Raw genomic sequence first — 23,814 nt, 5'->3', positions numbered from 1 at the left:
TCCCCATCGTTCGATTGGCCATCGGCTGTGTCATCCCCGTCACCACCGGTGGCAAGCCCTTCCATCGACTGCTGTTTGATCCAGCGGTCGATGTCTGCACGCGAAAATCGCCATGTCCCACCCACCTTGAACGCCGGGATCTTCTTGGCCGCGGCCAGCCTGTAGACCGTGCGCTTGCCTGCCTTCAGGTAGGCAGCAAGCTCGTCCAGGGTCAGGATTTCATCTTCAACGTTCGCCATCGTCTCGCCCTTGCCGCCATTAACCATGAATTGCCAAGAGTTGCCGATTCTCCCATAGGTGTGCGCACCAGACCAAAAGGAGAAAATGATGCCGTGCCATCGTGTTGCAGCCGGGGCACGGGCCAGAGGTCAGGCTGGGAGCCGCCGATGCCCTGCGCCTGGCCACCCCATCGCCACCCCATCGCCACCCCATCGCCACCCCATCGCCACCCCTTCCGGCCTCTCCTGCGCTCGGCCTCGCGATCCGTCTGACATTCATGCGCTGGGCCTGCCTGGCCGGGCATTGCTGCCGGGCGGGAGAAAACCGGGAGAAAATATGTCGTCACGGACTCCTTTAGGGAAACAGCCCAGAAGATATAATCGGGCCTTTCCCCTTCACCTCCGGAGCACCATAACAATGAACATCGAAGCACTGTCCATCGGCAAGGATATCCCCAACGATTTCAACGTCGTCATCGAAATCCCCGCCAACACTCCCGGCATCAAGTACGAGCTGGACAAGGATTCCGGTTGCGTTCTGGTGGACCGTTTCATGGTCACCCCCATGCACTACCCCTGCGATTACGGTTTCATTCCCCACACCCTGTCCGAAGATGGCGACCCGGTGGACGTGCTGGTGGTGGCTCCTTATCCCCTGCAGCCCGGCGTGGTGGTGCGTTGCCGCCCCCTGGGCATGCTGGAAATGGAAGATGAATCCGGTATCGACGCCAAGCTGATGGCGGTGCCCGTCTCCAAGCTGACTCCCTTGTACAACAAGGTGCAGGGTCTTGACGATCTGCAGCCCCTGCTGCTGCAACAGATCGCGCATTTCTTCGAGCACTACAAGGATCTGGAAAAGGGCAAGTGGGTCAAGGTCAAGGGCTGGAAGGATCTGGCCGCTGCCAAGCAGGAAATCCTGAATTCCGTGAAACGTTTCGAAGCCAGCAAGCAGAAGCCCAAGTTCTGATCGGTTCCGGCGGCTGGAAAAACCCGCGATGCCCGCCCCCAGGCGGGCATTGTTTTTGTATAGTGGCACCCCATGTCCTCACTCAAAATCGCCATGGCCCAGATCAATCCGATCCTGGGCGACCTGGAGGCCAATGTCGGCCTGATTGCAGCCGCGGCCAACGCAGCCTGGCTGGCCGGGGCCGGGCTGGTCCTGACGCCGGAGCTGGCCCTGTGCGGCTATCCCCCGGAAGACCTGCTGCTCCGCCCCGACTTTCTGCGTGCCTGCGACCGGGCCGTGGAGCAGCTTGCCGTCCGCCTCGAACCCGGCGTCACCCTGATCCTGGGGCACCCGGAGGTGGTGGAGGGCCGTTGCCACAACAGCGCCACGGTGCTGTACGCGGGCCAGCGGCGCGGCACCTACCGCAAGCTGCGCCTGCCCAACACCGAGGTTTTTGACGAGGCCCGCTACTTTGTGCCCGGTGTCGATCCCCTGGTGGTGGAGGTGCAAGGGGTGCGTTGCGGCCTCACGATTTGTGAGGATGTCTGGCACCCGGAACCGGCGCGCCGGGCCCGGGAAGCCGGGGCCGAAGTGCTGCTGGTCCTGAACGCCTCCCCCTGCCACCTGGGCAAGCAGTCCGAACGGGCGGAAATTCTCGGCCAGCGGGTGGTGGAAAACGGAATTCCCGCCGTCTACACCAATCTGGTGGGGGGCCAGGACGAGCTGGTGTTCGATGGCGGCTCCTTCGCGCTCGACAAGACCGGCCAGGTCATGGCCCGCCTGCCCCAGTTCGAGGTTGGCAGCATGCTGGTCGATTTTCGGGAGGGCGACATCCAGCCTGGCCTGGTAGCCCCGATCCTGCCCGAGGAAGCCGAGGCCTATCAGGCCCTGGTGCTGGGGGTGCGCGACTATGTCGGCAAGAACCGCTTTCCCGGCGTCCTGATCGGCCTTTCCGGCGGCATCGATTCGGCGCTCACCGTCTGTATCGCCGTCGATGCCCTGGGGGCGGACAAGGTGCGGGCGGTGATGATGCCCTCCCCTTACACCGCCCGGATGAGCCTGGACGATTCCCGCGCCATCGTCAAAGCCCTGGGCATCCACTACGACGAGATCGGCATCCAGCCCGCCATGCAGGCATTCGAGGCGATGCTGGCGCCGCATTTTTCCGGCTTGCCGGCTGATACCACCGAGGAGAACATCCAGGCCCGGGCCCGGGGCGTGATCCTGATGGCGCTTTCCAACAAGACCGGCGCTCTGGTGCTGACCACCGGCAACAAGTCGGAGATGGCCGTGGGTTACTGCACCCTGTATGGCGACATGGCGGGCGGCTTTGCCGTCATCAAGGATGTCTACAAGACGCTGGTGTATCGTCTCTCCCGCTACCGCAACCGCCTCAGCCCGGATGATCCACCCATTCCCGAAAACGTCATCGTGCGGCCTCCCTCGGCCGAGCTGCGGCCCGATCAGAAGGACCAGGATTCCCTGCCGGAATATGACATCCTCGATGCCATCGTCCAGGGCTACATGGAAGAGGATCGCAGCCCCCGGGAGCTGATCGCGGCCGGTCTGCCCGAAGCCGCGGTCAAAAAGGTGGTGCGCCTGCTGCGCATGGCCGAATACAAACGCCGCCAGGCTCCGGTCGGGGTGCGCATCACGGCCCGTGGCTTCGGCAAGGACTGGCGCTATCCAATTACCAACCGCTATGCGGACGAATTTTGATTTCCAGGAGAGACGAGCATGAAAAAAATCGAAGCCATCATCAAGCCCTTCAAGTTGGACGAAGTCCGGGAAACCCTGTCCGAAATCGGCGTTACCGGCTTGACGGTGACCGAAGTCAAGGGTTTTGGTCGCCAGAAGGGCCACACGGAGCTCTACCGGGGCGCCGAATATGTGGTGGATTTCCTGCCCAAGATCAAACTGGAGATCGTGGTGGCCGAGGCGATCGTGGAACCCGCCATCGAGGCCATCATCAAGGCCGCCGGTACCGGCAAGATCGGCGACGGCAAGATTTTCGTGCTGCCCGTGGAACAGGTGGTGCGCATTCGTACCGGGGAAACGGGCGAAGCCGCGATCTGATAGCCGCCGCCGCGTCAGCCCGGGCGGGCGGGCTTGGGAATCCGGTCAGCCCTTGTGTTTCGGGGCCTTCAGCAGCGCCAGCAGCGCACCTTCGCCCCCGTCGTGGGGTTTGGCCTGGCAAAAGGCCAGAATTTCATCGCGGCGGGCCAGCCAGTGGCGCGACAGGGCTTTCAGCACCGATTCGCCGCCGGGGGAGGATAGTCCCTTGCCGTGGATGATGCGCACGCAGCGAACTTCCCGGATCAGGCAAGCGGCCAGGAAGTGGGCCAGTTCCTCCCGGGCTTCTTCCCGGTACAGACCGTGCAGGTCCAGTTCCGCCTGGATCACCCAGCGCCCCTTGCGCAGATCGGAAAGCAGGCGACGCGGCAGGCCGGGACGCAGGTAGGCGTCCTCGATGCCCATGTCGAGCCGGTCTTCAAAACTGAGCGGCCCCAGCAGGGCTTCGGCCAAGGCGGCGGCCTCGTCCAGATGGCGTTGGCGGGGCAGGGGTCTGGGGCGGAGGGGCTCGATCTCGGCGCGGCCGGTAGGGGGCAAGGGGCGCACCCCTGCCATGGCAGCCCGGAACAGGGCCCGGTCGCCGGGAGCCAGCGGGGCCTCCCTGGGCGGTTTGGGAGGCTGCGGCACCCGGGCCTTTGCCAGACCGGCCAGGGCGTCGAAGGCAGGATGCAGGGCGCGTCGCCGCGCCATGGCGTCAGTCCGTTGCCAGGCCAACACCACCCAGGTTGTCCAGGTAGCGCTCGGCGTCAAGGGCCGCCTGGCAACCGGAGGCGGCGCTGGTGATGGCCTGCTTGTAGATCGGGTCCTGCACGTCGCCGGCGGCGAAGACGCCTGCGATGCTGGTCTGGGTGGCATTGCCGTGGCGCCCGCCCCGGGTCACGAGGTAGCCGTTTTCCATTTCCAGCTGGCCTTCAAAGATGCCGGTATTGGGTTTGTGGCCGATGGCGATGAACACCCCGGGGACGGCCACGTCCTGTACCGCGCCGGTCTTCATGTTTTTCACCTTGAGGCCGGTGACACCGGTATCGTCGCCCACCACCTCTTCCAGGACGGAATCGAGCAGCAGGGTGATCTTGCCCTCTTCCACCTTCCGGGAGAGCTTGTCCACCATGATCTTTTCGGCCTTGAATTTTTCCCGGCGGTGGATCAGGGTCACATGGCTGGCGATGTTGGCCAGGTACAGGGCCTCTTCCACGGCGGTGTTGCCGCCGCCCACCACCGCCACGGGCTTGTTGCGGTAAAAGAAGCCGTCGCAGGTGGCACAGGCGGAGACGCCCTTGCCGGCAAACTTCTCTTCGGAGGGCAGCCCCAGGTACATGGCCGAGGCGCCGGTGGCGATGATCAGGGCATCGCAGGTGTAGGTCGCGGCGTCGCCGCTCAGGGTGAAGGGCTTTTGCTGCAGTTTGACCGTGTGGATGTGGTCGAAGATGATTTCGGTGTCGAAACGACGGGCATGCCGCTCAAAGCGGGCCATCAGTTCGGGACCTTGAACGCCATCCGCATCCGCCGGCCAGTTGTCCACTTCGGTGGTGGTCATCAACTGCCCGCCCTGAGCCAGGCCGGTGACCAGCACCGGTTTCAGGTTGGCGCGCGCGGCATAGACGGCGGCGGTGTAGCCGGCAGGGCCGGAACCGAGAATGAGCAGGGGGCAGTGGCGGGTGGCTTGGGTCATGTTGTCTCTCTCTGGTCTGGGAGGGTGGAAATTATAGTCCCTGAGCCGGCAGTCCTCGAACCGGGCTTCGGGGTTTTTTCATCTGCCACCTCTGATGCGCCGGAGGAGGGACGAGTGCTGTGCCGGCTTGCGCTTTGACACACCCCGGCGCGAAGTTGTTACCATGAGGATGCAAACATGAGGAAGCAAACATGAACATCAAACGTTGGGCGCTTGGGTCGGGCATCGTTGTCGCAGGAGTCGCGGTGGCGGCGTATTTCTGGCTGCAGCACAACGGCAATGGGGCGATGGAGCACATCGTCAGCGGCAATGGCCGTATCGAGGCGGTGGAGATCGACATCGCGGCCCGCCAGCCGGCGCGGATCAAGTCCATCGAGGTAGAGGAAGGCGAGCTGGTCCACACCGGCCAGGAACTGGTGCACATGGACACCGACTCGCTGGAGGCGCAGCTGCGGCAGGCCGAGGCCCGCATCCGGCAGGCCGAAGAAGCGGTGAGCACGGCACGCAGCCAGCTTGCCCAGCGCGAGAGCGAAAAGGCCGCCGCACAGGCCCTGGTGGTGCAGCGCCAGACCGAGCTGGCGGCCGCCCAGCGGCGCGCCCAGCGTTTCACCGATCTGCGCAAACGGGGATTCATCTCGCAGCAACAACTCGACGACTACCTCGAAGCGGTCGATCGCGCCGCAGCCGTACTCGCCGCCGCCCGGGCGCAGGTGGCGGCCAGCGACGCCGCGATTGCGGCGGCCCGCAACCAGATCCAGGGCAGCGAGTCGGCGGTGGAAGCGGCGCAGGCGGAGGCAGACCGCATCCGCACCGACATCGAGGACAGCCTGCTGAAGGCGCCGCGCGATGGCCGCGTGCAGCTGATCGTGGCCCGTGCCGGCGAAGTGGTGGGGGCGGGTGGACGGGTGCTCAACCTGGTGGACCTGAAGGACGTCTACATGACCTTCTTTCTTCCCACCCGGGCCGTCGGCCGCGTCGCCCTGGGCAGCGAGGCCCGGCTGGTGCTCGATGCCCTGCCGCAGTATGTGATTCCGGCGCACATCTCCTTCGTCGCCGACGTGGCGCAGTTCACCCCGAAAACGGTGGAAACCGAGGTCGAGCGCGAGAAGCTGATGTTCCGCGTGCGGGCGCAGATTCCCGAGGAACTGCTGGTGAAGCACCTGACCCAGGTCAAGACCGGCCTGCCCGGGGTGGCCTATGTCACGCTCGACCCCAGCGCGCCCTGGCCGCCGCACTTGCAAGTCAAGCTGCCCAAATGAACGACGTCGCCGCTCCGGCCGCTCCGGTCGCTCCGGTTGCGTGCCTCCATGGCGTCGGGCTCAGCTACGGCAAGGCGCAGGCACTGCGGGACATCAACCTCGACATCCCCGCCGGGCTGATGGCCGGCTTGATCGGCCCGGACGGGGTCGGCAAGTCCAGCCTGCTCGCCCTGGTTTCGGGTGTGCAGGCTCTGCAACAGGGGCAGATCGAGGTGCTGGGTGGCGACATGGCGAGCGCCCGTTTCCGCGCCGAAGCCTCGCCGCGCATCGCCTACATGCCGCAAGGGCTGGGCAAGAATCTCTACCCCACCCTCTCGGTGATGGAGAACGTGGACTTCTTTGGCCGCCTGTTTGGCCATGACCGTGCCGAGCGCAAGCGGCGCATTGACACGCTACTGGCCGCCACCGGGCTCGCGCCGTTTGCAGACCGTCCGGCCGGCAAGCTCTCGGGCGGCATGAAACAAAAGCTCGGATTGTGCTGCGCCCTGATCCACGACCCCGAACTACTGATCCTCGACGAGCCCACCACCGGCGTCGACCCGCTCTCGCGCCGCCAGTTCTGGGCCCTGATCGACGACATCCGCGCCGATCGACCGGGCATGAGCGTCCTGGTGGCCACCGGCTACATGGAGGAAGCCGGGCGTTTCGACTGGCTGGTGGCGATGGATGCCGGGCGCGTGCTCGCCACCGGCGCCCCCGCCGAATTGCTGGCGAGCACCGGCAGCACCACGCTCGAACAGGCTTTCATCGCCCTGCTGCCGGAAGAAAAACGCGCCGGCTACCGGCCGGTGGAGATCATTCCCCCATCCACCGATGCCGATGCCGAAATCGCCATCGAGGCGTGCGATCTCACCATGCGCTTTGGCGACTTCACCGCGGTGGATGGGGTCAATTTCCGCATCCGGCGCGGCGAGATTTTCGGCTTCCTGGGTTCCAACGGCTGCGGCAAGACCACCGCCATGAAGATGCTCACCGGCCTGCTCCCCCCGACCGAGGGCAAAGCGCTGCTGTTCGGCAAACCGCTCGATGCCAACGACCTCGCCACCCGCCATCGCGTCGGCTTCATGACACAGAGCTTTTCCCTTTATAACGAGCTCAGCGTGCGCCAGAACCTGGTCATGCACGCCCGCCTGTTCGGCATGCCGGAAGCCGACATCGAGCCGCGCGTGCAGGCCATGGCCGAACGCTTTGATCTAACCGACATCCTCGATGCGCTGCCCGATGCGCTGCCGCTCGGAGACCGGCAGCGCCTGTCGCTGGCGGTGGCGATGATCCACGGCCCCGAGATGCTGATTCTCGACGAGCCCACCTCGGGGGTGGACCCGGTGGCGCGCGATGCCTTCTGGCGCGCCCTGATCGAGCTTTCCCGCCGCGATGGCGTCACCATCTTCATTTCCACCCATTTCATGAACGAGGCCGAGCGCTGCGACCGCATCTCGCTGATGCACGCCGGCCGTGTGCTGGCAAGCGATACGCCCCAGGCCATCATCGCGACGCGCGGCGCCGCCACGCTCGAAGACGCCTTCATTGCCTACCTGCAAGAAGCCACCCGCGAAACCTTGCTGGAGCCGGCCCGGCCAGCCCCCCCGGCGAGCGCGGACGATGCCGCTCCGCCGGCATTCGCCCACGCGGCCAGCCGCAGCTTCAGCCTGCGGCGGCTGTTCAGCTATACGCTGCGCGAGTCGCTGGAGCTCAAGCGCGACCCGATCCGGCTGACGCTGGCGGTCTTGGGCAGCCTCCTGTTGATGCTCGTACTCGGCTACGGCATCACGATGGATGTGGAGGATCTGGCCTATGCAGTGCTCGACCACGACCAGACCAGCCTCAGCCACGATTACAGCCTGAGCCTGTCTGGCTCCCGCTATTTTTCCGAGAAAGCGCCGCTCGCCAACTATGCCGAGCTCGACCGGCGCATGCGCACCGGCGAGATCAGCCTGGCCATCGAGATTCCACCCGGCTTCGGGCGCGATCTGCTGCACGGCCGGCCGGTCCAGATCGCCGCCTGGATTGACGGCGCCATGCCCACCCGTGCCGAGACGGTGCGCGGCTATGTGCAGGGCATCCACCAGCACTGGCTGAGTCAGCGCCTGCGCGAGGCCCTGGGGGATGCCGGCGGGGCGCCGCTGGCGACCGTGGAGACGCGCTTTCGCTACAACCCCGACGTGCGCAGCCTGCCGGCGATGGTGCCGGCGGTGATTCCGCTCTTGCTGATGCTCATCCCGGCCATTCTCGCCACCCTGTCGGTGGTGCGCGAGAAGGAAATGGGCTCGATCATCAACTTCTACGTGACGCCGAGCACCCGGCTCGAATTCCTGCTGGGCAAGCAGATTCCCTATATCGTGCTGTCCATGGTGAGTTTTCTATTGCTGGTGCTGATGGCCGTGGTGCTGTTCCGCGTACCGGTCACCGGCAGCTTCGCGGCCCTCACGCTGGGCGCGCTACTCTATGTGACCTGCTCCACCGCCCTGGGCCTGCTCATTTCCACCTTCGTGCGCAGCCAGGTGGCCGCCCTGTTCGGCACCTCGATCCTCACCATCCTGCCAGCGGTGCAGTTCTCCGGCCTGATTGATCCGGTCGGCTCGCTCGAAGGCGCGGGACGCTTGATCGGCAATATCTTTCCGACCACCTACTTCGTGATCATCTCGCGCGGCACCTTCTCCAAGGCGCTGCAATTTGCCGATCTGCAGTCCTCTTTCGTGCCGCTCCTGATCTGCATTCCCACCCTGATCGGCCTGACCGCCCTGCTGCTCAGGAAGCAACAACGATGAAACAGCAACACATCCGCAACATCACCCAGCTCGGCATCAAGGAACTCTATAGCCTGCTGCGCGACCCCATCATGCTGGTGCTGATCGTCTATGCCTTCAGTTTCTCGATCTACACCGCCGCCACGGCCATCCCGGAAACGCTGCACAAGGCGCCGATCGCGGTCATCGACGAGGACCACTCGCCGCTCTCCGAGCGCATTGTCGATGCCCTCTATCCTCCTTACTTCATGCCGCCGACGCGGATCGCCCTCTCCGAGCTGGATGCGCGCATGGATGCCGGGCTCGACACCTTCGCCCTGTACATCCCGGCCAGCTTTCAGCGCGATGTGCTTGCCCGGCGCTCCCCGACCATCCAGCTCAGCGTCGATGCCACGCGCATGAGCCAGGCTTTCACCGGCAGCGGCCACATCCAGGCCATCGTCCTGGATCAGATCAACGAGTTCGTGCGCCGCGAACGCGCGGTATCGATCCCGCCGGTGGAATTGGTGCTGCGCGCCCGCTTCAACCCCGAGCTCAACAAGTCCTGGTTCGGCGGGGCGATGCAGATCATCAACAACATCACCATGCTCTCCATCGTGCTCACCGGCGCGGCCCTGATCCGCGAGCGCGAGCACGGCACCCTCGAACACCTCCTGGTGATGCCGGTCTCCCCGTTCGAGATCATGGCCTCGAAGGTGCTGGCGATGGCGGCCGTGGTGCTCGTCGCCTCGGCCTTCTCCCTCAATGTCGTGGTGCGCGGCCTGATGGGCGTGCCCATCGAAGGCTCGCTGCCGCTGTTCTTTTTCGGTGCGGCCCTGCATCTCTTTGCCACCACCTCGCTGGGGATTGTCCTGGCCACCCTGGCTCGTTCGATGCCGCAGTTCGGCATGCTGCTGCTGATGGTGCTGCTGCCCCTGCAGATGCTCTCCGGTGGCAGCACCCCGCGCGAAAGCATGCCGGAACTCGTCCAGTTCGTGATGTTGGCAGCGCCCAACACCCACTTCGTGCTGTTGTCCCACGGCATTCTCTATCGCGGCGCTGGCCTGGAGGTGGTCTGGCCACAGCTGATCAGCCTGACCGTGATCGGATCGATCCTGTTCACGTTCTCGCTGGCGCGGTTTCGCAAGACCCTGGCCGCCGCCGAGTAAACGCCTCGTGTCACCAGCCACCCGGCAACGAGCCGCGCCGGGCGGATATGCAAAACGGGCGGGGAATTCCCCGCCCGTTTTGCATGGCACGACCGAAAACTGTTGGAAATCAGGATTCCAGCAGGCTGCGCAGCATCCAGGCCGTCTTTTCATGGACCTGCATGCGCTGGGTGAGCAAGTCGGCGCTGGGCTCATCGCGGGCGGCATCCACCACGGGGAACAGGTTGCGGGCGGTCCGCACCACGGCCTCCTGGCCTTCCACCAGTTGCACGATCATTTCCTCGGCATGGGGCACGCCCTCGGGCTCGGGAATGCAGGTGAGCCGGGCAAACTCGCTATAGGTGCCGGGGGCGGGATAGCCCAGGGCGCGGATGCGCTCGGCAATCAGGTCCACGGCCAGGGCCAGCTCGTTGTACTGGGTCTCGAACATCAGATGCAGGGTATTGAACATCGGCCCCTTCACGTTCCAGTGAAAGTTGTGAGTCTTCAGGTACAAGGTGTAGGTATCGGCCAGCAGACGGGAAAGACCTTCGACAATCCTGGCACGCTCCTCGTCGTTGATGCCAATGTCGAGGGCGGCCTCGCTGGAGGCCCCTTTGCTGCCGGGTTTCTTGCTGGCGGTTTTGGCTGACATGATTGAACTCTCCTTTGTTGTCGTTCGGAAGATCCGGTGGCTGCGGCTGGCCGGACAGGCGCATTTGTAACCCGGATCAACGCCCGGGGCAAGCCTGGACGGCATACGCCTCGCGCCCCGGCAGTATGCTGGCGGCGCAGCGGAGCAAGTAAGAAAAGCATCACAAAATCGTCAAACCCTTGTCGTTCCGGGCCGCCACCATCGACACCATGAACCAAGACGACAACAGCATCCCGCGCCTGGCCCGCAAGCCCCGCCTGCGGGTGGCCATGGTGACGGAAACCTTCCCCCCCGAGATCAATGGGGTCGCCATGACTCTGGGCCGCATGGTGGATGGACTGCTGGCCCGGGGACACTCGGTGCAGCTGGTACGACCGCGCCAGGGACCGGCAGACATTCCGCGCCAGACAGAAAATTTCCTCGAGATGCTGGCGGTCGGGGTCCCCATTCCCGGCTACGACGGCCTGCGTTTCGGTTTACCCCTGGGTGGGCGGCTGCAACAGCACTGGTCCGACAATCCCCCTGACCTGGTCCATGTGGCCACCGAAGGCCCCCTGGGCAGATCGGCGGTGACCGTGGCCCACAAGCTGAAGCTGCCCGTGACATCGAGCTTTCACACCAATTTCGACCATTACAGCCGCCATTACGGCATAGGCTGGCTGAAGCAGCCCGTGGCCAGCTACCTGAAACGTTTCCACAACCGCACCGCCGCCACTTTCGTGCCCACCGCCGAAATGGCCAGGGACCTGGGCCAGCAGGGCTACGCCAATCTGCAAGTCCTGGCCCGGGGGGTGGATCGCCAGTTGTTCCATCCCGGTCGCCGCTCCCAGAGCCTGCGCCGGGAATGGGGCCTGGGACCCGATGGCCTGGCGGTGCTGGTGGTCAGCCGTCTGGCGCCGGAAAAGAACCTGCCCCTGGCCCTCAAGGCCTTCCAGGCCATCCGCGCGCTCCGCCCGGATGCCCGGCTGATCCTGGTGGGTGACGGACCGGCCCGCAAGAGTCTGGCCCAGGCCTGGCCGGAGACCCACTTTGCCGGCATGCGCAGCGGCGAAGACCTGGCTGCCCACTATGCCTCCGGTGACCTGTTCTTGTTCCCCAGCCTCACCGAGACCTTCGGCAATGTCACCCTGGAAGCCATGTCCAGCGCACTGCCGGTACTGGCCTACCGTTGTGCGGCGGCGGGGGAAGTGATCGAGGACGGCGGCTCGGGGCTGCTGGCCACCCCGGGCAATGAAGCCGAATTCATTGCCGCCGCCCGCCGTCTGGCGGCAGAGCCGGAATTGCGCGAGCGCCTTGGCGCCGCGGCCCGGGAACGGGTCGCCCCCATCGACTGGGAACGCATCCACGAACACCTGGAAGCCATCTTCTTGCACATCATCCGGCGCCACGCCCGGCTGCCGGGCCAGGAAAACCATTTTTTACAGATCGTGCCCGACTGATGCCCGAGGTACGTTCCGTTTTCATTTCCGATGTGCACCTGGGCACCCGCGCCTGCCAGGCCGGACCGCTGCTCGACTTCCTCAAGGAATATCCCTCCGAATACCTGTATCTGGTGGGGGACATCATCGACTTCTGGGCCATGAGCCGGGGCATCCACTGGACGGCGGCCCAAAACACGGTGGTACAGAAAATCCTGCGCCGGGCCCGGCATGGAAACCATGTCATGCTGATCCCCGGCAACCACGACGAAGCCCTGCGGGAATACGTGGGCACCGCCTTTGGCGACATCCGGGTGGAGCGGGAATGGGTGCATACGGCGGCCGATGGCCGCCGCTACCTGCTGGTGCACGGCGACGAATTCGACCAGATCACCTACTGTCACCGCTGGATCGCCGTGATCGGCGACATGGCCTACAACATCCTGGTGCGCGCCAACCTCCTCCTCTCCTGGCTGCGCCGCAAGCTGCGCCGTCCCGGCTACTGGTCCCTGGCCGGCTACGCCAAGCGCAAGGTGAAGAAAGCGGTGAATTTCATCTTCGATTTCGAGGATGCCGTCGCCCATGAAGTGCGCCAGCGGGGCCTGCATGGGGTGATCTGCGGCCACATCCACTGGGCCACCCTGCGCGAAATGCAGGGCATGACCTACATCAACTGTGGCGACTGGGTCGATAGCTGCACGGCCATCGTCGAACACCAGGACGGCCGCATGGAACTGGTGCATTGGCACCCGGGCATCCAGGAAGCCCAGGCCGTGGCCGCGACGGCATCGGACGAGGCGCAATTTCCGGTACCGGAACGGCTGCCCCAGCCGCAGCTGAGAACGCACGAGGAAAGCGCAACGACTGCCCCGCTTCAGACGACGCCATTGGCTTTCAGGAAGGGCACATAGGCCTTGTCCACCCTCAGGATGTGGTGAATCAACCAGGCCTTGAGAAATTCCAGCGCATCCTCGGTAACCGGCTCACCCCGTTCGAAATCAAGCAGCAGGTTCATGACCTGATGGGTAAACTTGTCGTGCTCCTGCTTGTGAGCCGCAGTTTCGGGATAGTTGAAACGCTTGAACAGGTCTTCCTCGAGAACGAAATGGTTCATGGTGTAATCCACCAACCCTTCGAGCACCTCACCGACTATCTGAGGATCGGGATTCTGCGATTCGATCTGTTCGTAGATCTGGTTGGTGGCATTCACCAGCCAGCGATGCTGATTATCGATGGAGTCGATTCCCAAAACCAACTCATCAGACCAGGGCATGAATGCAGACACGGCGGCTCCTTGCAATCGATCGGGGCAAAGCCCCGCATTGGGGCCATCAAGGCCATTAGCATGCCATCATCTTCTTCCCAGGGAAAGCCATACTGTTCCAGACCACTCGTATGCTATGGTATGAAGCATCCAGCACCTTGGTTTATCAAGGCCAGGAACGCAATTTCCCAAGTTCCAAGTTCATCCCTGCAAGGAGAAACGAAAATGAGCTGTAAACGATTGAAGGATCATGTCGTCCTCGTCACCGGCGGCGGCCGAGGGATCGGCAAAGCCATTGCCAAGCGCCTTTATGAGGAAGGCGCCAATGTCGTCATCTGCGGCACGTCCGAGGATGTCCTAAAGCAAGCGGCGGCAGAAATTGCCAGCGAAGATCGTCAGGTGATGCCGGTCCTGTGCGATGTCTCCGATGCCGCCCAGATCAAAGAAATGGTGGGCAAAGCGCGGCAACGCTTCGGCAAGATCGACGTTCTCGTCAATAACGCCGCCGTCATGCTGCGGCACATCGGCCTGGAACGGGCGGCGCGCCCATTTCATGAGCTCGACGAAGCAGACTGGGATCGCGTCATGTCCGTCAACGTCAAGGGCATGTGGCTCTGCGCCCGCGAGGTCTTCCCGGACATGCGGGCCCAGAACTGGGGCCGCATCATCAATATATCGTCCGACACCGTGTATATGGGGCGCGGCAATGGCCTCCAGTATGTGACCTCCAAAGCCGCCGTGGTTGGGCTCACCCGGGCGCTGGCCTTTGAAGTGGGGGCATTCGGCATCACCGTCAATGCAATCTCGCCGGGTCTGACGCAAAGCGAAACGGTTCAGGAGCACGACTTCAAGCAAATGAGCGAAGAGCTGGCAAAAGTCTCGGCCATCCCCCGGCTCGAATACCCTCAGGATCTGGCGGGCACGGCGGCCTGGCTTGCCTCGGACGACGCCAGCTTCGTCACCGGGCAGGCAATCAGCATCTCCGGAGGCTTGAGCCTGCATTGAGCGGGCCTGCCGGCGCCCTGGGGGACGGCCCCACCCCGGCTCCGGGCCCTTACTTGAAGAGCTTGTTCAAGGATTTCCCCAGGCCCTGAACGACGCCGCTGCCGGCGCCGCCCACCCCCTTTGCCAGGCCTTCGAGGCTGATGCCCAGGCTCTCCGCCACGGCGGAGCCCACCTTGGCCATCAGATTCTCATTGAGGGAAAAAGCCGGGTCATCGAGCTTGCCAGACAGGACGAAATGGACGCGGATCCGGCCCTGGCGGTCCTTCATCATCGCCACCACGGCGCTCCTTGGCATCCCCATGAAGGAGCGGCTCCCGCTGGCAAGCTCGAGCTGGTTCAGGGTCAGGGTTCCCGGACCCTGCAGGCGGCCATTCCTGACCGTCGTGTGTAGATCGAGGTCCATGCTGCCGCGCCGCACCCCGGTTTCCGCCGCCTTGATCAGATAGGGTTGCAGGGCAGTGAGATCCACCCCGCGCAGGCGAAGCTCCAGGTCCGATTCCTTGCTGGCCAGTTCCACCTGGCCGGTGAGCTTCAGGGTGCCATCGCGGTGCTTTCCCTTGACCACCCCCTCCACCTGCAACTGGCTCTGGCCCGTGAGATCGGGGAGGAGCAGCGGGCCGAGGCGGGCATTGATCTGCTCCAGCCGCACCTTCAAGGCCGGCTGGCGGATCGAGGCATCGAAGAAATCCACGGTGCTATCGACCAGCTCGACCTCGCCGATGCGCACCTCCACGGCCCGGCCCGGCTTTTGCCCCGCCGGGTTTTCCCCCTTCCCCGGCGTCTCGACCGGGCTGGCTTCGGCCAGGGAAGGCAGCACCTGCAACTGCCCGGACCGGGTGCGCAGGATGGAAAGATAAGCCCCTTCGATGCGGATGCTCTGCAGCACCACCCGGGCGCCGAGCAGGTCGGCAATCGACGGCACCACCAGGATGCGCTCGGCCCGCAGCAACTCGGGAGCCAGCCAGCCGCCCTTGCCGGAAGGGTTTTCAGCCGGCAGGCGCAGGCCGAGGATTTCCACCCCGGTCAGCCCCACCTTCAATTCCCGCACCTCCCCCCTGGGCCCCAGAGCCGCAACGATCTGCGCCTCGAGAAGATGCACCGCCACCTGGAAGGCGGCCAAAGCCAGGAGCGCGAGAAGCAGCAGCCCCCCGAGCAAAAAGAGGGGCCAGGAACGGCGCGAAGTGGAGGCAGAAGTCATGGACGAAGCTTCACCGTTTTCAAAAAGGGGGGATTTTACCCGGACGCGATATGACGCACATCTCATCTCGACCTGCCCTTACACCAACTCCATGCCGCCATCCGCGTCTGGCCAGACTAGACCAACATGCCCAACATGCTTGCCGATGGCATCCAGCTGGCATGCACTCAGACCAACACCCGGAACAGTTTTTTCAGGTAGGCGCTGGCACCATCTTCCATGAACAACACGTTGCGGCTTTCCAGATCGTCCTTCTTTGTTGGGTCGCCGACGTTGAGCAGGTCGGCGAACTTCGTCGGCGACAGCACGAAGGCATTCAAGACCAGTGGTGCTTCGCCCGCCTTGGCCTGCGATGCCAGCGTCGTTTCCAGCGTCTTCACTTCCTTGTACAGCCCCAGCTTGGGGTGCGACAGGTCGAGATTACGCAGCCCCTTCGGGTCGACAAAGGTCAGCCACTGCTTGCCGCTGGCATCGTCCACCAGCCACAGCAGGAAGTCCGGATAGAAGTTGCCCGCCAACGCAAAGCCCAAGCCTTTCTCTTCCCGATCCGCATTGCGCAGCAGGTACAGACTGCGCTGGCCGATAGCTTCCTTGCCGTCTGGCGAGTGGTAGAACGCCTCCAGATCGCGGACGAACTCCCATTCGCTCGGCGCGTCAAACGCCAGCGGACGCAGCTTCAGCGGCACTGCATCCTTGTCCTCCAACGCCAGCAGCGGGTAGTACAAGTGGCGGTCGAAGCTGATGGCCACCATGTGTGGTGCGTTCCATTTGCTCGCCTCTCCGATCTTGCCGTCCGCCACCAGCTTCTTCAGCACTTCCAGCTTGGCCTGATATTCCAGACCGTCGTCGCTGTTCTCGATCTCGAACTGGTACAGCTTGAGCATCGACCCGTGATCTTCATCGATGTGGGTGATGTCGTAGAACTGGCCTTCGTAGCCCGTCTTCAGGGCCTTGTAGAAGCGGTCGGTGTAGTCCGTCAGCAGTCGTAGCAGGATGTCTTCCTGCTTGCAAATGTCGGCGAAGGTCGTGACATTCAACTCCGCTGCCGGAATGAACAGCGTGTACCAGTCCTGTGCACCCGCGCAGAAGTCGATCAGCTTCTGCCGTTCCAGCCGCAGGTTGCTCCAGCTGCGCTGCAGCTTGTAATCCTGCAAGGCCAGATAGATGCGATCCCAATTGAAAGCCGGGAGCAGCGTCTGATTCAGCTTGCCCTTGTTGCGGGCTTTCGTCGTGGAGGCTGTGCCCTTGTCCTTGCTGGACAGCGCTTCGACACGCGGGTACAGGTCAAGCACCACGTGGGGCGGCTTGATCTTCCCTTGGAACTGCGCGGGAATTTCGTACAGCCACGGGAAGTGCGTGCGCTTGAATCCTAGTTTCTGGTTGTCCTTGTAGCCATCCTTCAGCGCCAAGGTTTTGAGTTTGCCTTTGGGCAGGTTGGCCCTTGTCGGGAAGTCCAGCTCCAGCACTTCGTCACTGGGCGTGATACCTTCCTCGCGCAGGTAGTCCTTGAACGCGGCCATGTAGCTGGCGCGCACGCCGAAGATGTTGAGCGTCTCCAGCTTGTCCAGATGCGCGACCTTGGGCCGGTCCTGCGGCAAGGTACGCTTGAGCGAGAAACCCTTGCCCTTCAGACGCACGCCGCGCCCGAACAGCTGGATGATCTGCGAGCCTTCGCCCTGGCCCATGTTCAGCAGACCCATGGTGGATACGCGCCAACTGCTCCAGCCTTCCGTGAACTTGCGCGAGCCAATCAGTACGTTGAGGCGACTGTCCTTGTTGTTCAGCGTGCCAAACAGCGCGCCGCCAAAGTCGTCACGTTCAGTGTCGAAGGCCTCCACGCCCTCCGCCATCCCGAAGAAGCCTGCGTCGTCGCCGATGTTGACGAGGCCGAAGGGCTCGGCATCGCCCACACGCAACGCCAGCTCACCTTTGCTGCTCTTGATGTTGACCAGTTTCAAACGCTGACGGGCCGAGGCATTGAACACGCGCAGCAGGATGCCGGCGTACAGCTCGTCCACGCGACCGCTGAAGCCCATCAAGGGCGTGAAGCGCCCGCTGAAGATGTTGTTGCCCTTGGCGTCCAGAATCCGGGCCTTGTCCGCAATCAAATCGGCCAGCCAGGTTTTGATCTGCGCATCGCTGTTCAGGAAGTCAGCGAGGAATTTCACCACTTCCAGAATGTCCGAATTCTCGCCTGACACCGTGTTGCCCACGAACACCCACAGCGGCTTTTCGATGTTGAAGTCGGTAAGCGCCGAGCGGTGCGTGCTCCACAGCCAAAGCTGCTGATAGAAGGCCAGCAGGCAGGCAGTGAAATACTTGCGCGCGTTGTCCGCCTGCTCGTAGGCCTCGCCATTCATGTTGAGGATCAGCGACTCTTTGCCGTAGCCGTCCTCATAGAAAAACTTGTACGAGTAATCGAACAGGATGCACTTGGCGTAAATCTCGCGCGTGGCAGTGATGCGCGCGCGGCGCTTGTCCTCGGCGGTCAGCGCAAGTTGCGCCTTCTGCCCGTCGTCCAGGCTGCGCAGGCTGGTGGTGTTGAACAGCATCTTGGCGCGCTTTTTCTGGATGTCTTCTTCTGCCGCCGCCACGGTCATGCCCTTGGCCACCGCTTGCCCGAAAGTGGCTGAATATTCGAAAGCGAAACCGCCGCGCACCAGCGCGTCGCGGCGGCTCATCCACGCCCCGGCCGCCGTGCCGGTGCCGCGATGCCCCTCATCCACCAGCACCAGGTTGTTGCCCTCGAAGGCATCCACGGCGACGGTCTTGTCGCCCATCTCGTCGCCGAGCTTGTTGATGTCGATGATTTCGATGGTGCCGCGCGCCGGTGACTGCGCCTTGTTGAAGAACTTCGAGAAGCCGAAGCCGGACAGGTGCAGTTCTTCCAGATGCTGGCGCGACAGCCCCTCATTGGGCGTGAGCAGGATGATCTTGTCGGGAAAGTGATCGCTGCGCCCCGCCTGGAAGTAGTGCAGGTACTGGCGGATGTTGACGTGCAGCAGCAAGGTCTTGCCGCTGCCGGTGGCGTTCCAGAAGGCGACCTTGTTCAGATCGTCTGCCTCGAAATCGCGGAACGGCTCCGCGCCTGTCTCGGCGCGGTAGCGCGTCATTTCCTCATTCAGGCCATCGAGCAAGTCCTGACGGTGGTTGAAGTACCAGTCCAGATACAGCTCGGTGAACAGCAGCGAGAGGTACTGGAAGTACTTCATCTGCAGCTCATGGCCTTCCAGCTTGTTGCGCTGGGCGGTGATGGCCTGCCAGTGGGCGACGACGTTCAAGTCGTAGCGCCGCAGGTCGGCTTCGGGCACCTTGTCGGGATCGAACAAGCCTCGGGTCAGCTCATGAAAGAACCTGGTCTGGCCGTCCTCGTCGATGCCCCCGAAGCGGTCGTCGCCCAGGCGCATCTTGAGCGCCGCCAGCGTGCCGCCCTGAAAGAAACCTAGCACCCAGCGATTGAGCACCAGTTCCTGGTGGAAGCTGCGTTTTTTTGCGGCCGGTCGGCCAGCATGTTTTTTGGTTGCCATGTCAGGCTGTGCCTCCCCAGGCTTGAAGTTTTCCGACCCATTCGCTGAAAGCCGGGCACTTGGCTCGAATAGCATCCATACCGATGGACTCCGCGATCAGTGGGCCGTGCTCGGTCTTGGAATAGGTGCCGTCGGGAAAGATGTGCAGGATGCGCTTGGAAGGCGCGGTCTCGGGGCTGTCGTTGATGTCTTCTGGATTCGGGAACGCCTGCGCCACAGCGATCAACGCGGCTTTCACGTCTTCGCTCCAGCCGTCTTCTGCCCATTCAAAGTCTGCGGGGTTGGTGAACAGCAGGCCCTCGAATTCATGCATCTGCACATAAGGCAGCACATAGCGCGGGTCATAGCCCTTGGTAATACGACAACGGGCAGCCGCGCCGATGTCGGCTTCCAGTTGGGCACGTGTGCGGCCTGCGCGATCTTGAAAGCCGTAGAAGTCCAGCAGCGTGCTGATGCGGTCCGTCTGGTGGTACTGGTGCGACATGAACTTGACCAAGCGCTCCACCGTGACACGCCCACCCCTGTGTTTCCCTGAGGGAGCCTGAAGCAGCGACGGAAATGCCAACACTTGGCTACCCCGCAGATAAGGCGCCAGGCAGGACTTCACAAACTCAACCTCGGTCTGGCCCTCGCAAACAATGCAGACCCGGATCATTCCATCCCTCCGACTGCCTGTTTCAACCAGATGTCAGAGATCTGATACTCATCATCGAGCCATTCCTGGTATTGCTCGGGCGGCAGGTTGCGCAACACGGTCTCGCCGTTGTTGGCACTGGCCACGATGATGTTTTCCAGCTCGAAGCAGTCCACCAGGTACGGAGACTGCGTGGCGATGAAAATCTGCCGTTTCCTGGACAAGCGCTTGAACATCTCGGCCACCAAGGTGATGGCATGGGGATGCAGCCCCAATTCAGGCTCGTCGAAGAACATCACGTCCGGCAACCGCTCCGGCGGCAGGTTCAACAGCGTCAACAGGCAGAACAGGCGCAGCGATCCGTCCGAGGTGAGGTGCGAGCCGAAAACCTTGTCGCTTTGCCGGCCCACCCAGCGCAACAACACCTTGCCGGCTTCTTCTTCCAGCACAAAGTCCTTGAACGCAGGCAACACCCGGCCAATCTGCTTGACGATCAGTTCGTAGCGTTTGCTGTCCGTGTTGCGCAGATCCAGCAGCACAGCCGCGAGGTTGCCGCCGTCCGAGCGCAGGCGGAACGACTCGGTGACATCCCAGCGGTTGTGAATGGCGGCGTTGATGGATGTGTCATGGAACTGATAGGTAGAGCACTGGCGCAGGAGATTGACGATGGTTTGGGCCGTTTGGACCGTCTTCTTGTGCTTCTGGTCCAGAAGGCTGGACTCCTTTCCAACCGCATCAATCTCGGTCCACTTCGCCTTGGCCGGGATGCCATGGGCCGAATATCGATAGGCTTCGTTCATGACCATGACCGTATCGCCGGCCGAGATGTGAGACAAATCAAACCGATAGTCGTTGTAGCCAGATGCTGTCTCCAGGCACAGCTCGGCGTGGATACGCGGTGTCTTGCGCGCCCCCATGAAGAACTGATCATCGCCTCCCCCGTGGCGAAGCACGAACTCCTGCAGGTTCTTCGCCTTGAGCATCCAGCTGAGCATTTCGAAAAACCTGATCAAGGTGGACTTGCCTGCACCGTTCGCCCCGATGAGCACGGTGAGCTGTGGCAACTCCAGGTTCTGGATGTTATTCAGGCTGCGAAAGCCTTCAATGGTGACCGATTTGATTCGAGCTGGCTCTCGCTCTCTCTGTTGAATACCCGGGGTGCCAAACTCGGCCATCACACATCCTCCACCGAGAACATGCGCTCCAGAAACTCCGGTTCGATCTGACGCAGCTTGAGCACACGGGTGGCACCGCCTTCATCGGCGGTCTGCGTCAGCACCGTCGGGATGTTGTGGTCACAGTTGATGTAGACCACATCGAACTCGTTGTCCGCCGGGTTGATGGCCAGCGTGTTGCAGAGTTTGTTGACGCCTTCGTAGTCCAGCGCATCGCAGTCGCGCCAGAGCACAAGGCAGGATTCGCCGCTGGGAAGCGTACCGGTGACGGTAACGAAGCCGCGTTCAGGCTGGGCATCAATGTGTTTGACGCGCAAGCCGATCAGGTAGTTGAAGGTTTCGACCAGATCGACCTTGCGCGGCTCGAATGCGCCTGCTGAATCCACGGCCACGTTCAGGGTGTTGTCGAATGGCTTCTTGAAGTCGTCCACGGACAGCAGCGAGCCACGGCTTTCCACGTCCAGCAGGTAGTGGAGCAGGTAATCGTCCCTGGCCTGCTGCGGCAGCGTGTTCAGCAGATCGCCCTGCGCGGACGTACGACGCAGTTGCAGGTTGTTCAGGGCGTCTTCGTAGCTTTCGAGTTTGAGGACTTTGAAGCAGTGGGAGATGCCGGTGCCAGGAGCAGTTGGCTTTCCGCTTGCCCACTCTGCAGAAAATACGACTTTCTGCAAACGTGGCTTGAGCACGGTATCGAAATAATCGCCCTGTTCAATCGAAATGTGCTTCAAAAGCACGCCATATCTGGCCAGATCAATTACTGCATGCGAGGTTGAACCGGAGCCAGCAAAGTAATCAAGGACGATATCGCCTTGCTCACAATTCCAGCCGATAATGCGCTGAAGGAGCAATATGCCCTTCTCATGCGGAAAGTCTGTGAATCCGCCTGATGCAGGAATGTCGAGCCAGTTATCGCTTACAAGGCGGAAATCTTGAGGTGGGACATAATACTGTACAACTCCATCCTCATTGCAACGAACAAAATCCAAATCAGAACCCGCTTGGAGGCATTCCGCCCACCACTCATCCAGCGATTTCTTGTTAGCCTCGCTCTTAAGAAATTTTTCGTAATTTTCTATCGCTTGCTTCGCTCGATTTTCTTCCCAGCGCCACTGTCCAGTCGATGGATTTTGTCCAAACAACTCATAGCGCATGGTCGCACGATCTGTCCCTCTCCAGAAAGTATCCCACTTTCCATCCTTGCCGTTCTTGAGACGATGCCGAAGATGAGGAAGTCGAACACCCTCTTGCGCGGAACAGATGTGAATCACATCATGTCCGAGGCTTAATTTTTCGATGTCTGAAAACTGTGCTTGCACATTTTTTATGCCGCGACGAACAACGACCGAGTTCTTTCTCTCAGGGAAAACATCCTCAACTAATAGACGTGATCTCCCTGCTTCTTGATCTCCGATTTGTAGCGCGAACAATCCCTTCTTTGACATAAGCGTCTTCGCGCTTTCTGCCCTATCAAGCATCATTGTGTACCAGCTTGACGCCTGAAATCCGTCTTTATACGGAAAGTCGCTCTTCCCAGTGTTATATGGCGGGTCGATATAAATCGACTTCACTTTACCTTGTAGAAGTTTTTGAAATAGCGTCAGCGCCTGAAAATTTTCTCCATGAACGAGAAGCCCTTCGAAGCTCTCATCAAGGTTATCGATGCCTGAAAGTAGTTCCCTCTTGAATTCATCATCAAACAGGCTCGTATCCACCATCCGATACGGCGCAGCCTTCAAGTCCTCCACCGTCCCCGTCGCATCGCCATCCCAGACGCCCAGCTGTTTCCACTGCGCCCATTGTCGTTCGTTGGCCGCGACATCTGGATAAAGCGCTTCTGGCACTCGATCCAGCGTGATGCAGTAGTGGCTGGACACCACGAACTTCTTTTTCAGCCACAGCTTCTTCTGGAAATCCTCCAGCTGCGCCAGGAAGGTGATCAGCTCCAGCGCGATGCTGCGCAGGCACTGGATCATGCGCAAGGACTTCTCGATGTCGGCGAACGCACCCGCGTTTTGCACATCGTCCAGGTGCATGACTTCGTTCTTGATGTAGAAGTCCAGCTCGCGCCGGAGGAAGCCACCCAGATCCTTGTGGATGAAGTAATCCGCCGTGTTCTTGGTGGTGTAGTTGGTCAGGTGTTTTTCCAGCAGCGTGCGCTGCGGGTTTTTCTCCGTCGGCGCGCGGTTGCCCAAGGCCAGCCAGCGTGCCTTGACGGCGACATCCGCCAGTATTGCCTCTACCGCCTTGGTGACCAGCGCCTCCTGCTTGGTGCCTTTGGGCTGGGCGGCGTACTCGAAGCGGATGATCAGCTCTGTGGCGTCCGCACCGTCTGCTTCTTCCACCGGCAGGATTTCTTCTTCGTACTCGTCGCCCTGATCGTCGATGCGGGTGACGGTCTTCTTTTCGACCAAAGCAAAACGACGTTCCTTGTCGTTGTCCTTGCGGTTGTCCTTGGCGGTGTCGGCGGCCACCAGACGGAAATGCACGGTGCGGCCGGGCTTTCCATGTTCTTCGGGGAGCTTGAAGCTGTAGTTGCTGAAGTTCTCGCCGCTCTTGGTGTAGTACTGATCCTTGTTGGCCCAGTGCAGCATCACCTCTTCGCCCGCGTAGGGGATGGCGTAGGTGTCGCCCTTGTAGCGGCGCTGGCTGATGAAGTCGCCATCCTGGTAGTAGCGCGAGAAGAAGGTGAGCAGGTGCGAGAACACGGCGTTTTCGTGTTCGCTGGCACCCTCGCCGTATTGCGCCAGCTTCTGGCGCAATTCCCTTAGCTTGGGCACGGTATCCGGGTCGATGCCATCGGCCTGATACTGGGCTTCTTTTTCCTTCAGCTCGCGCGCCACTTGCTCACGTTGGGCTTCGTTGTCGCTGTTGAGCGCGGCCTGCACCTTCTCGGCCA

Annotated in this window: 18 protein-coding genes and 1 pseudogene; 9 read left to right on the top strand and 10 right to left on the bottom strand. The window is 62.1% G+C overall.

Annotated elements, in window-relative coordinates; translation table 11 throughout:
• Positions 1–59 precede the first annotated feature (59 nt).
• Positions 60–239 (bottom strand): annotated as a pseudogene (mads1, locus tag WBH99_RS06865) (methylation-associated defense system helix-turn-helix domain-containing protein MAD1); the annotation flags it as partial.
• Positions 240–636: 397 nt separating this feature from the next.
• On the opposite strand from mads1, the gene ppa reads away from it, so the two are divergent.
• The 3 genes from ppa (at position 637) to WBH99_RS06850 (ending at position 3,240) form a co-directional block, all read left to right on the top strand.
• Entirely contained in the window at positions 637–1,185 is a 549-nt protein-coding gene (ppa, locus tag WBH99_RS06860) for an inorganic diphosphatase (protein WP_424219367.1), read from the top strand.
• 72 nt (positions 1,186–1,257) lie between these two features.
• Positions 1,258–2,883, top strand: coding sequence for an NAD+ synthase (locus tag WBH99_RS06855; protein ID WP_424219366.1), 1,626 nt, complete (start codon positions 1,258–1,260; stop codon positions 2,881–2,883).
• 18 nt (positions 2,884–2,901) lie between these two features.
• A complete protein-coding gene (locus WBH99_RS06850; RefSeq protein WP_424219364.1) occupies positions 2,902–3,240 on the top strand; it encodes a P-II family nitrogen regulator in 339 nt (112 codons plus the stop codon).
• 45 nt (positions 3,241–3,285) lie between these two features.
• Here WBH99_RS06850 and WBH99_RS06845 read toward each other — a convergent pair whose 3' ends face one another.
• Together WBH99_RS06845 and trxB are read right to left on the bottom strand one after the other, a co-directional pair.
• On the bottom strand, positions 3,286–3,927 hold the full coding sequence (locus WBH99_RS06845; protein WP_424219362.1) for a Smr/MutS family protein: 642 nt from the start codon (positions 3,925–3,927) through the stop codon (positions 3,286–3,288).
• A 4-nt stretch (positions 3,928–3,931) separates the two neighbouring features.
• On the bottom strand, positions 3,932–4,909 hold the full coding sequence (gene trxB / locus WBH99_RS06840) for a thioredoxin-disulfide reductase (protein ID WP_424219361.1): 978 nt from the start codon (positions 4,907–4,909) through the stop codon (positions 3,932–3,934).
• 191 nt (positions 4,910–5,100) lie between these two features.
• On the opposite strand from trxB, the gene WBH99_RS06835 reads away from it, so the two are divergent.
• From WBH99_RS06835 to WBH99_RS06825, 3 genes are read left to right on the top strand one after another with little or no spacing between them, the layout of a single operon-like run.
• The gene (locus WBH99_RS06835; protein WP_424219360.1) at positions 5,101–6,168 is read left to right on the top strand and encodes an HlyD family secretion protein; all 1,068 of its coding nucleotides are present in this window, start codon (positions 5,101–5,103) and stop codon (positions 6,166–6,168) included.
• Positions 6,165–8,936, top strand: coding sequence for a ribosome-associated ATPase/putative transporter RbbA (rbbA, locus tag WBH99_RS06830; RefSeq protein ID WP_424219359.1), 2,772 nt, complete (start codon positions 6,165–6,167; stop codon positions 8,934–8,936). The genes WBH99_RS06835 and rbbA overlap by 4 nt, the downstream gene beginning before the upstream one ends.
• Entirely contained in the window at positions 8,933–10,063 is a 1,131-nt protein-coding gene (locus tag WBH99_RS06825; protein WP_424219358.1) for an ABC transporter permease, read from the top strand. The genes rbbA and WBH99_RS06825 overlap by 4 nt, the downstream gene beginning before the upstream one ends.
• Before the next feature lie 109 nt (positions 10,064–10,172).
• Here the strand turns inward: WBH99_RS06825 and WBH99_RS06820 are convergent, their stop codons facing one another.
• A complete protein-coding gene (locus tag WBH99_RS06820; RefSeq protein WP_424219357.1) occupies positions 10,173–10,697 on the bottom strand; it encodes a Dps family protein in 525 nt (174 codons plus the stop codon).
• Positions 10,698–10,906: 209 nt separating this feature from the next.
• Here WBH99_RS06820 and WBH99_RS06815 point away from each other — a divergent pair, with 209 nt between their 5' ends.
• Both WBH99_RS06815 and WBH99_RS06810 read left to right on the top strand, forming a co-directional pair.
• A complete protein-coding gene (locus WBH99_RS06815) occupies positions 10,907–12,136 on the top strand; it encodes a glycosyltransferase family 4 protein (RefSeq protein ID WP_424219356.1) in 1,230 nt (409 codons plus the stop codon).
• Positions 12,136–13,026: a UDP-2,3-diacylglucosamine diphosphatase gene (locus WBH99_RS06810; protein ID WP_424219355.1), complete on the top strand. Its 891-nt coding sequence runs from the start codon at positions 12,136–12,138 to the stop codon at positions 13,024–13,026. Before WBH99_RS06815 ends, WBH99_RS06810 begins: the two co-directional genes overlap by 1 nt.
• Here WBH99_RS06810 and WBH99_RS06805 read toward each other — a convergent pair.
• Positions 12,990–13,400, bottom strand: coding sequence for a bacteriohemerythrin (locus WBH99_RS06805; protein WP_424219354.1), 411 nt, complete (start codon positions 13,398–13,400; stop codon positions 12,990–12,992). The genes WBH99_RS06810 and WBH99_RS06805 overlap by 37 nt on opposite strands.
• Before the next feature lie 204 nt (positions 13,401–13,604).
• Between WBH99_RS06805 and WBH99_RS06800 the strand changes: the two genes are divergently transcribed.
• On the top strand, positions 13,605–14,384 hold the full coding sequence (locus tag WBH99_RS06800; RefSeq protein ID WP_424219353.1) for an SDR family NAD(P)-dependent oxidoreductase: 780 nt from the start codon (positions 13,605–13,607) through the stop codon (positions 14,382–14,384).
• Between the two features lie 49 nt (positions 14,385–14,433).
• On the opposite strand, the gene WBH99_RS06795 is transcribed toward WBH99_RS06800, so the two are convergent.
• The 5 genes from WBH99_RS06795 to WBH99_RS06775 all read right to left on the bottom strand — a co-directional run.
• Entirely contained in the window at positions 14,434–15,582 is a 1,149-nt protein-coding gene (locus WBH99_RS06795) for a DUF748 domain-containing protein (protein WP_424219352.1), read from the bottom strand.
• A 167-nt stretch (positions 15,583–15,749) separates the two neighbouring features.
• Positions 15,750–19,109: a DEAD/DEAH box helicase family protein gene (locus WBH99_RS06790; protein WP_424219351.1), complete on the bottom strand. Its 3,360-nt coding sequence runs from the start codon at positions 19,107–19,109 to the stop codon at positions 15,750–15,752.
• Between the two features lies 1 nt (position 19,110).
• Positions 19,111–19,764, bottom strand: coding sequence for a DUF4276 family protein (locus WBH99_RS06785; RefSeq protein ID WP_424219350.1), 654 nt, complete (start codon positions 19,762–19,764; stop codon positions 19,111–19,113).
• Positions 19,761–20,918: an AAA family ATPase gene (locus WBH99_RS06780; RefSeq protein ID WP_424219349.1), complete on the bottom strand. Its 1,158-nt coding sequence runs from the start codon at positions 20,916–20,918 to the stop codon at positions 19,761–19,763. Before WBH99_RS06780 ends, WBH99_RS06785 begins: the two co-directional genes overlap by 4 nt.
• Positions 20,918–23,814: DNA methyltransferase (locus WBH99_RS06775; RefSeq protein WP_424219348.1), on the bottom strand; the 2,897-nt coding region annotated here is incomplete at its 5' end. The genes WBH99_RS06780 and WBH99_RS06775, both read right to left, overlap by 1 nt.

The organism is Azovibrio sp., from assembly GCF_049658005.1.
Classification (GTDB): domain Bacteria; phylum Pseudomonadota; class Gammaproteobacteria; order Burkholderiales; family Rhodocyclaceae; genus Azovibrio.
This window is presented reverse-complemented; position numbering and strand designations above follow the sequence as displayed.

Excerpts from the sequence above, each read along its gene's own strand:
- rbbA (WP_424219359.1), top strand. The coding sequence starts at position 6,165 with ATGAACGACGTCGCCGCTCCGGCCGCTCCGGTCGCTCCGGTTGCGTGC.
- WBH99_RS06820 (WP_424219357.1), bottom strand. The coding sequence starts at position 10,697 with ATGTCAGCCAAAACCGCCAGCAAGAAACCCGGCAGCAAAGGGGCCTCC.
- WBH99_RS06835 (WP_424219360.1), top strand. The coding sequence starts at position 5,101 with ATGAACATCAAACGTTGGGCGCTTGGGTCGGGCATCGTTGTCGCAGGA.
- WBH99_RS06825 (WP_424219358.1), top strand. The coding sequence starts at position 8,933 with ATGAAACAGCAACACATCCGCAACATCACCCAGCTCGGCATCAAGGAA.
- ppa (WP_424219367.1), top strand. The coding sequence starts at position 637 with ATGAACATCGAAGCACTGTCCATCGGCAAGGATATCCCCAACGATTTC.
- WBH99_RS06780 (WP_424219349.1), bottom strand. The coding sequence starts at position 20,918 with ATGGCCGAGTTTGGCACCCCGGGTATTCAACAGAGAGAGCGAGAGCCA.
- WBH99_RS06785 (WP_424219350.1), bottom strand. The coding sequence starts at position 19,764 with ATGATCCGGGTCTGCATTGTTTGCGAGGGCCAGACCGAGGTTGAGTTT.
- WBH99_RS06800 (WP_424219353.1), top strand. The coding sequence starts at position 13,605 with ATGAGCTGTAAACGATTGAAGGATCATGTCGTCCTCGTCACCGGCGGC.
- WBH99_RS06795 (WP_424219352.1), bottom strand. The coding sequence starts at position 15,582 with ATGACTTCTGCCTCCACTTCGCGCCGTTCCTGGCCCCTCTTTTTGCTC.
- WBH99_RS06810 (WP_424219355.1), top strand. The coding sequence starts at position 12,136 with ATGCCCGAGGTACGTTCCGTTTTCATTTCCGATGTGCACCTGGGCACC.
- WBH99_RS06855 (WP_424219366.1), top strand. The coding sequence starts at position 1,258 with ATGTCCTCACTCAAAATCGCCATGGCCCAGATCAATCCGATCCTGGGC.
- WBH99_RS06850 (WP_424219364.1), top strand. The coding sequence starts at position 2,902 with ATGAAAAAAATCGAAGCCATCATCAAGCCCTTCAAGTTGGACGAAGTC.
- WBH99_RS06845 (WP_424219362.1), bottom strand. The coding sequence starts at position 3,927 with ATGGCGCGGCGACGCGCCCTGCATCCTGCCTTCGACGCCCTGGCCGGT.
- WBH99_RS06815 (WP_424219356.1), top strand. The coding sequence starts at position 10,907 with ATGAACCAAGACGACAACAGCATCCCGCGCCTGGCCCGCAAGCCCCGC.
- WBH99_RS06790 (WP_424219351.1), bottom strand. The coding sequence starts at position 19,109 with ATGGCAACCAAAAAACATGCTGGCCGACCGGCCGCAAAAAAACGCAGC.
- trxB (WP_424219361.1), bottom strand. The coding sequence starts at position 4,909 with ATGACCCAAGCCACCCGCCACTGCCCCCTGCTCATTCTCGGTTCCGGC.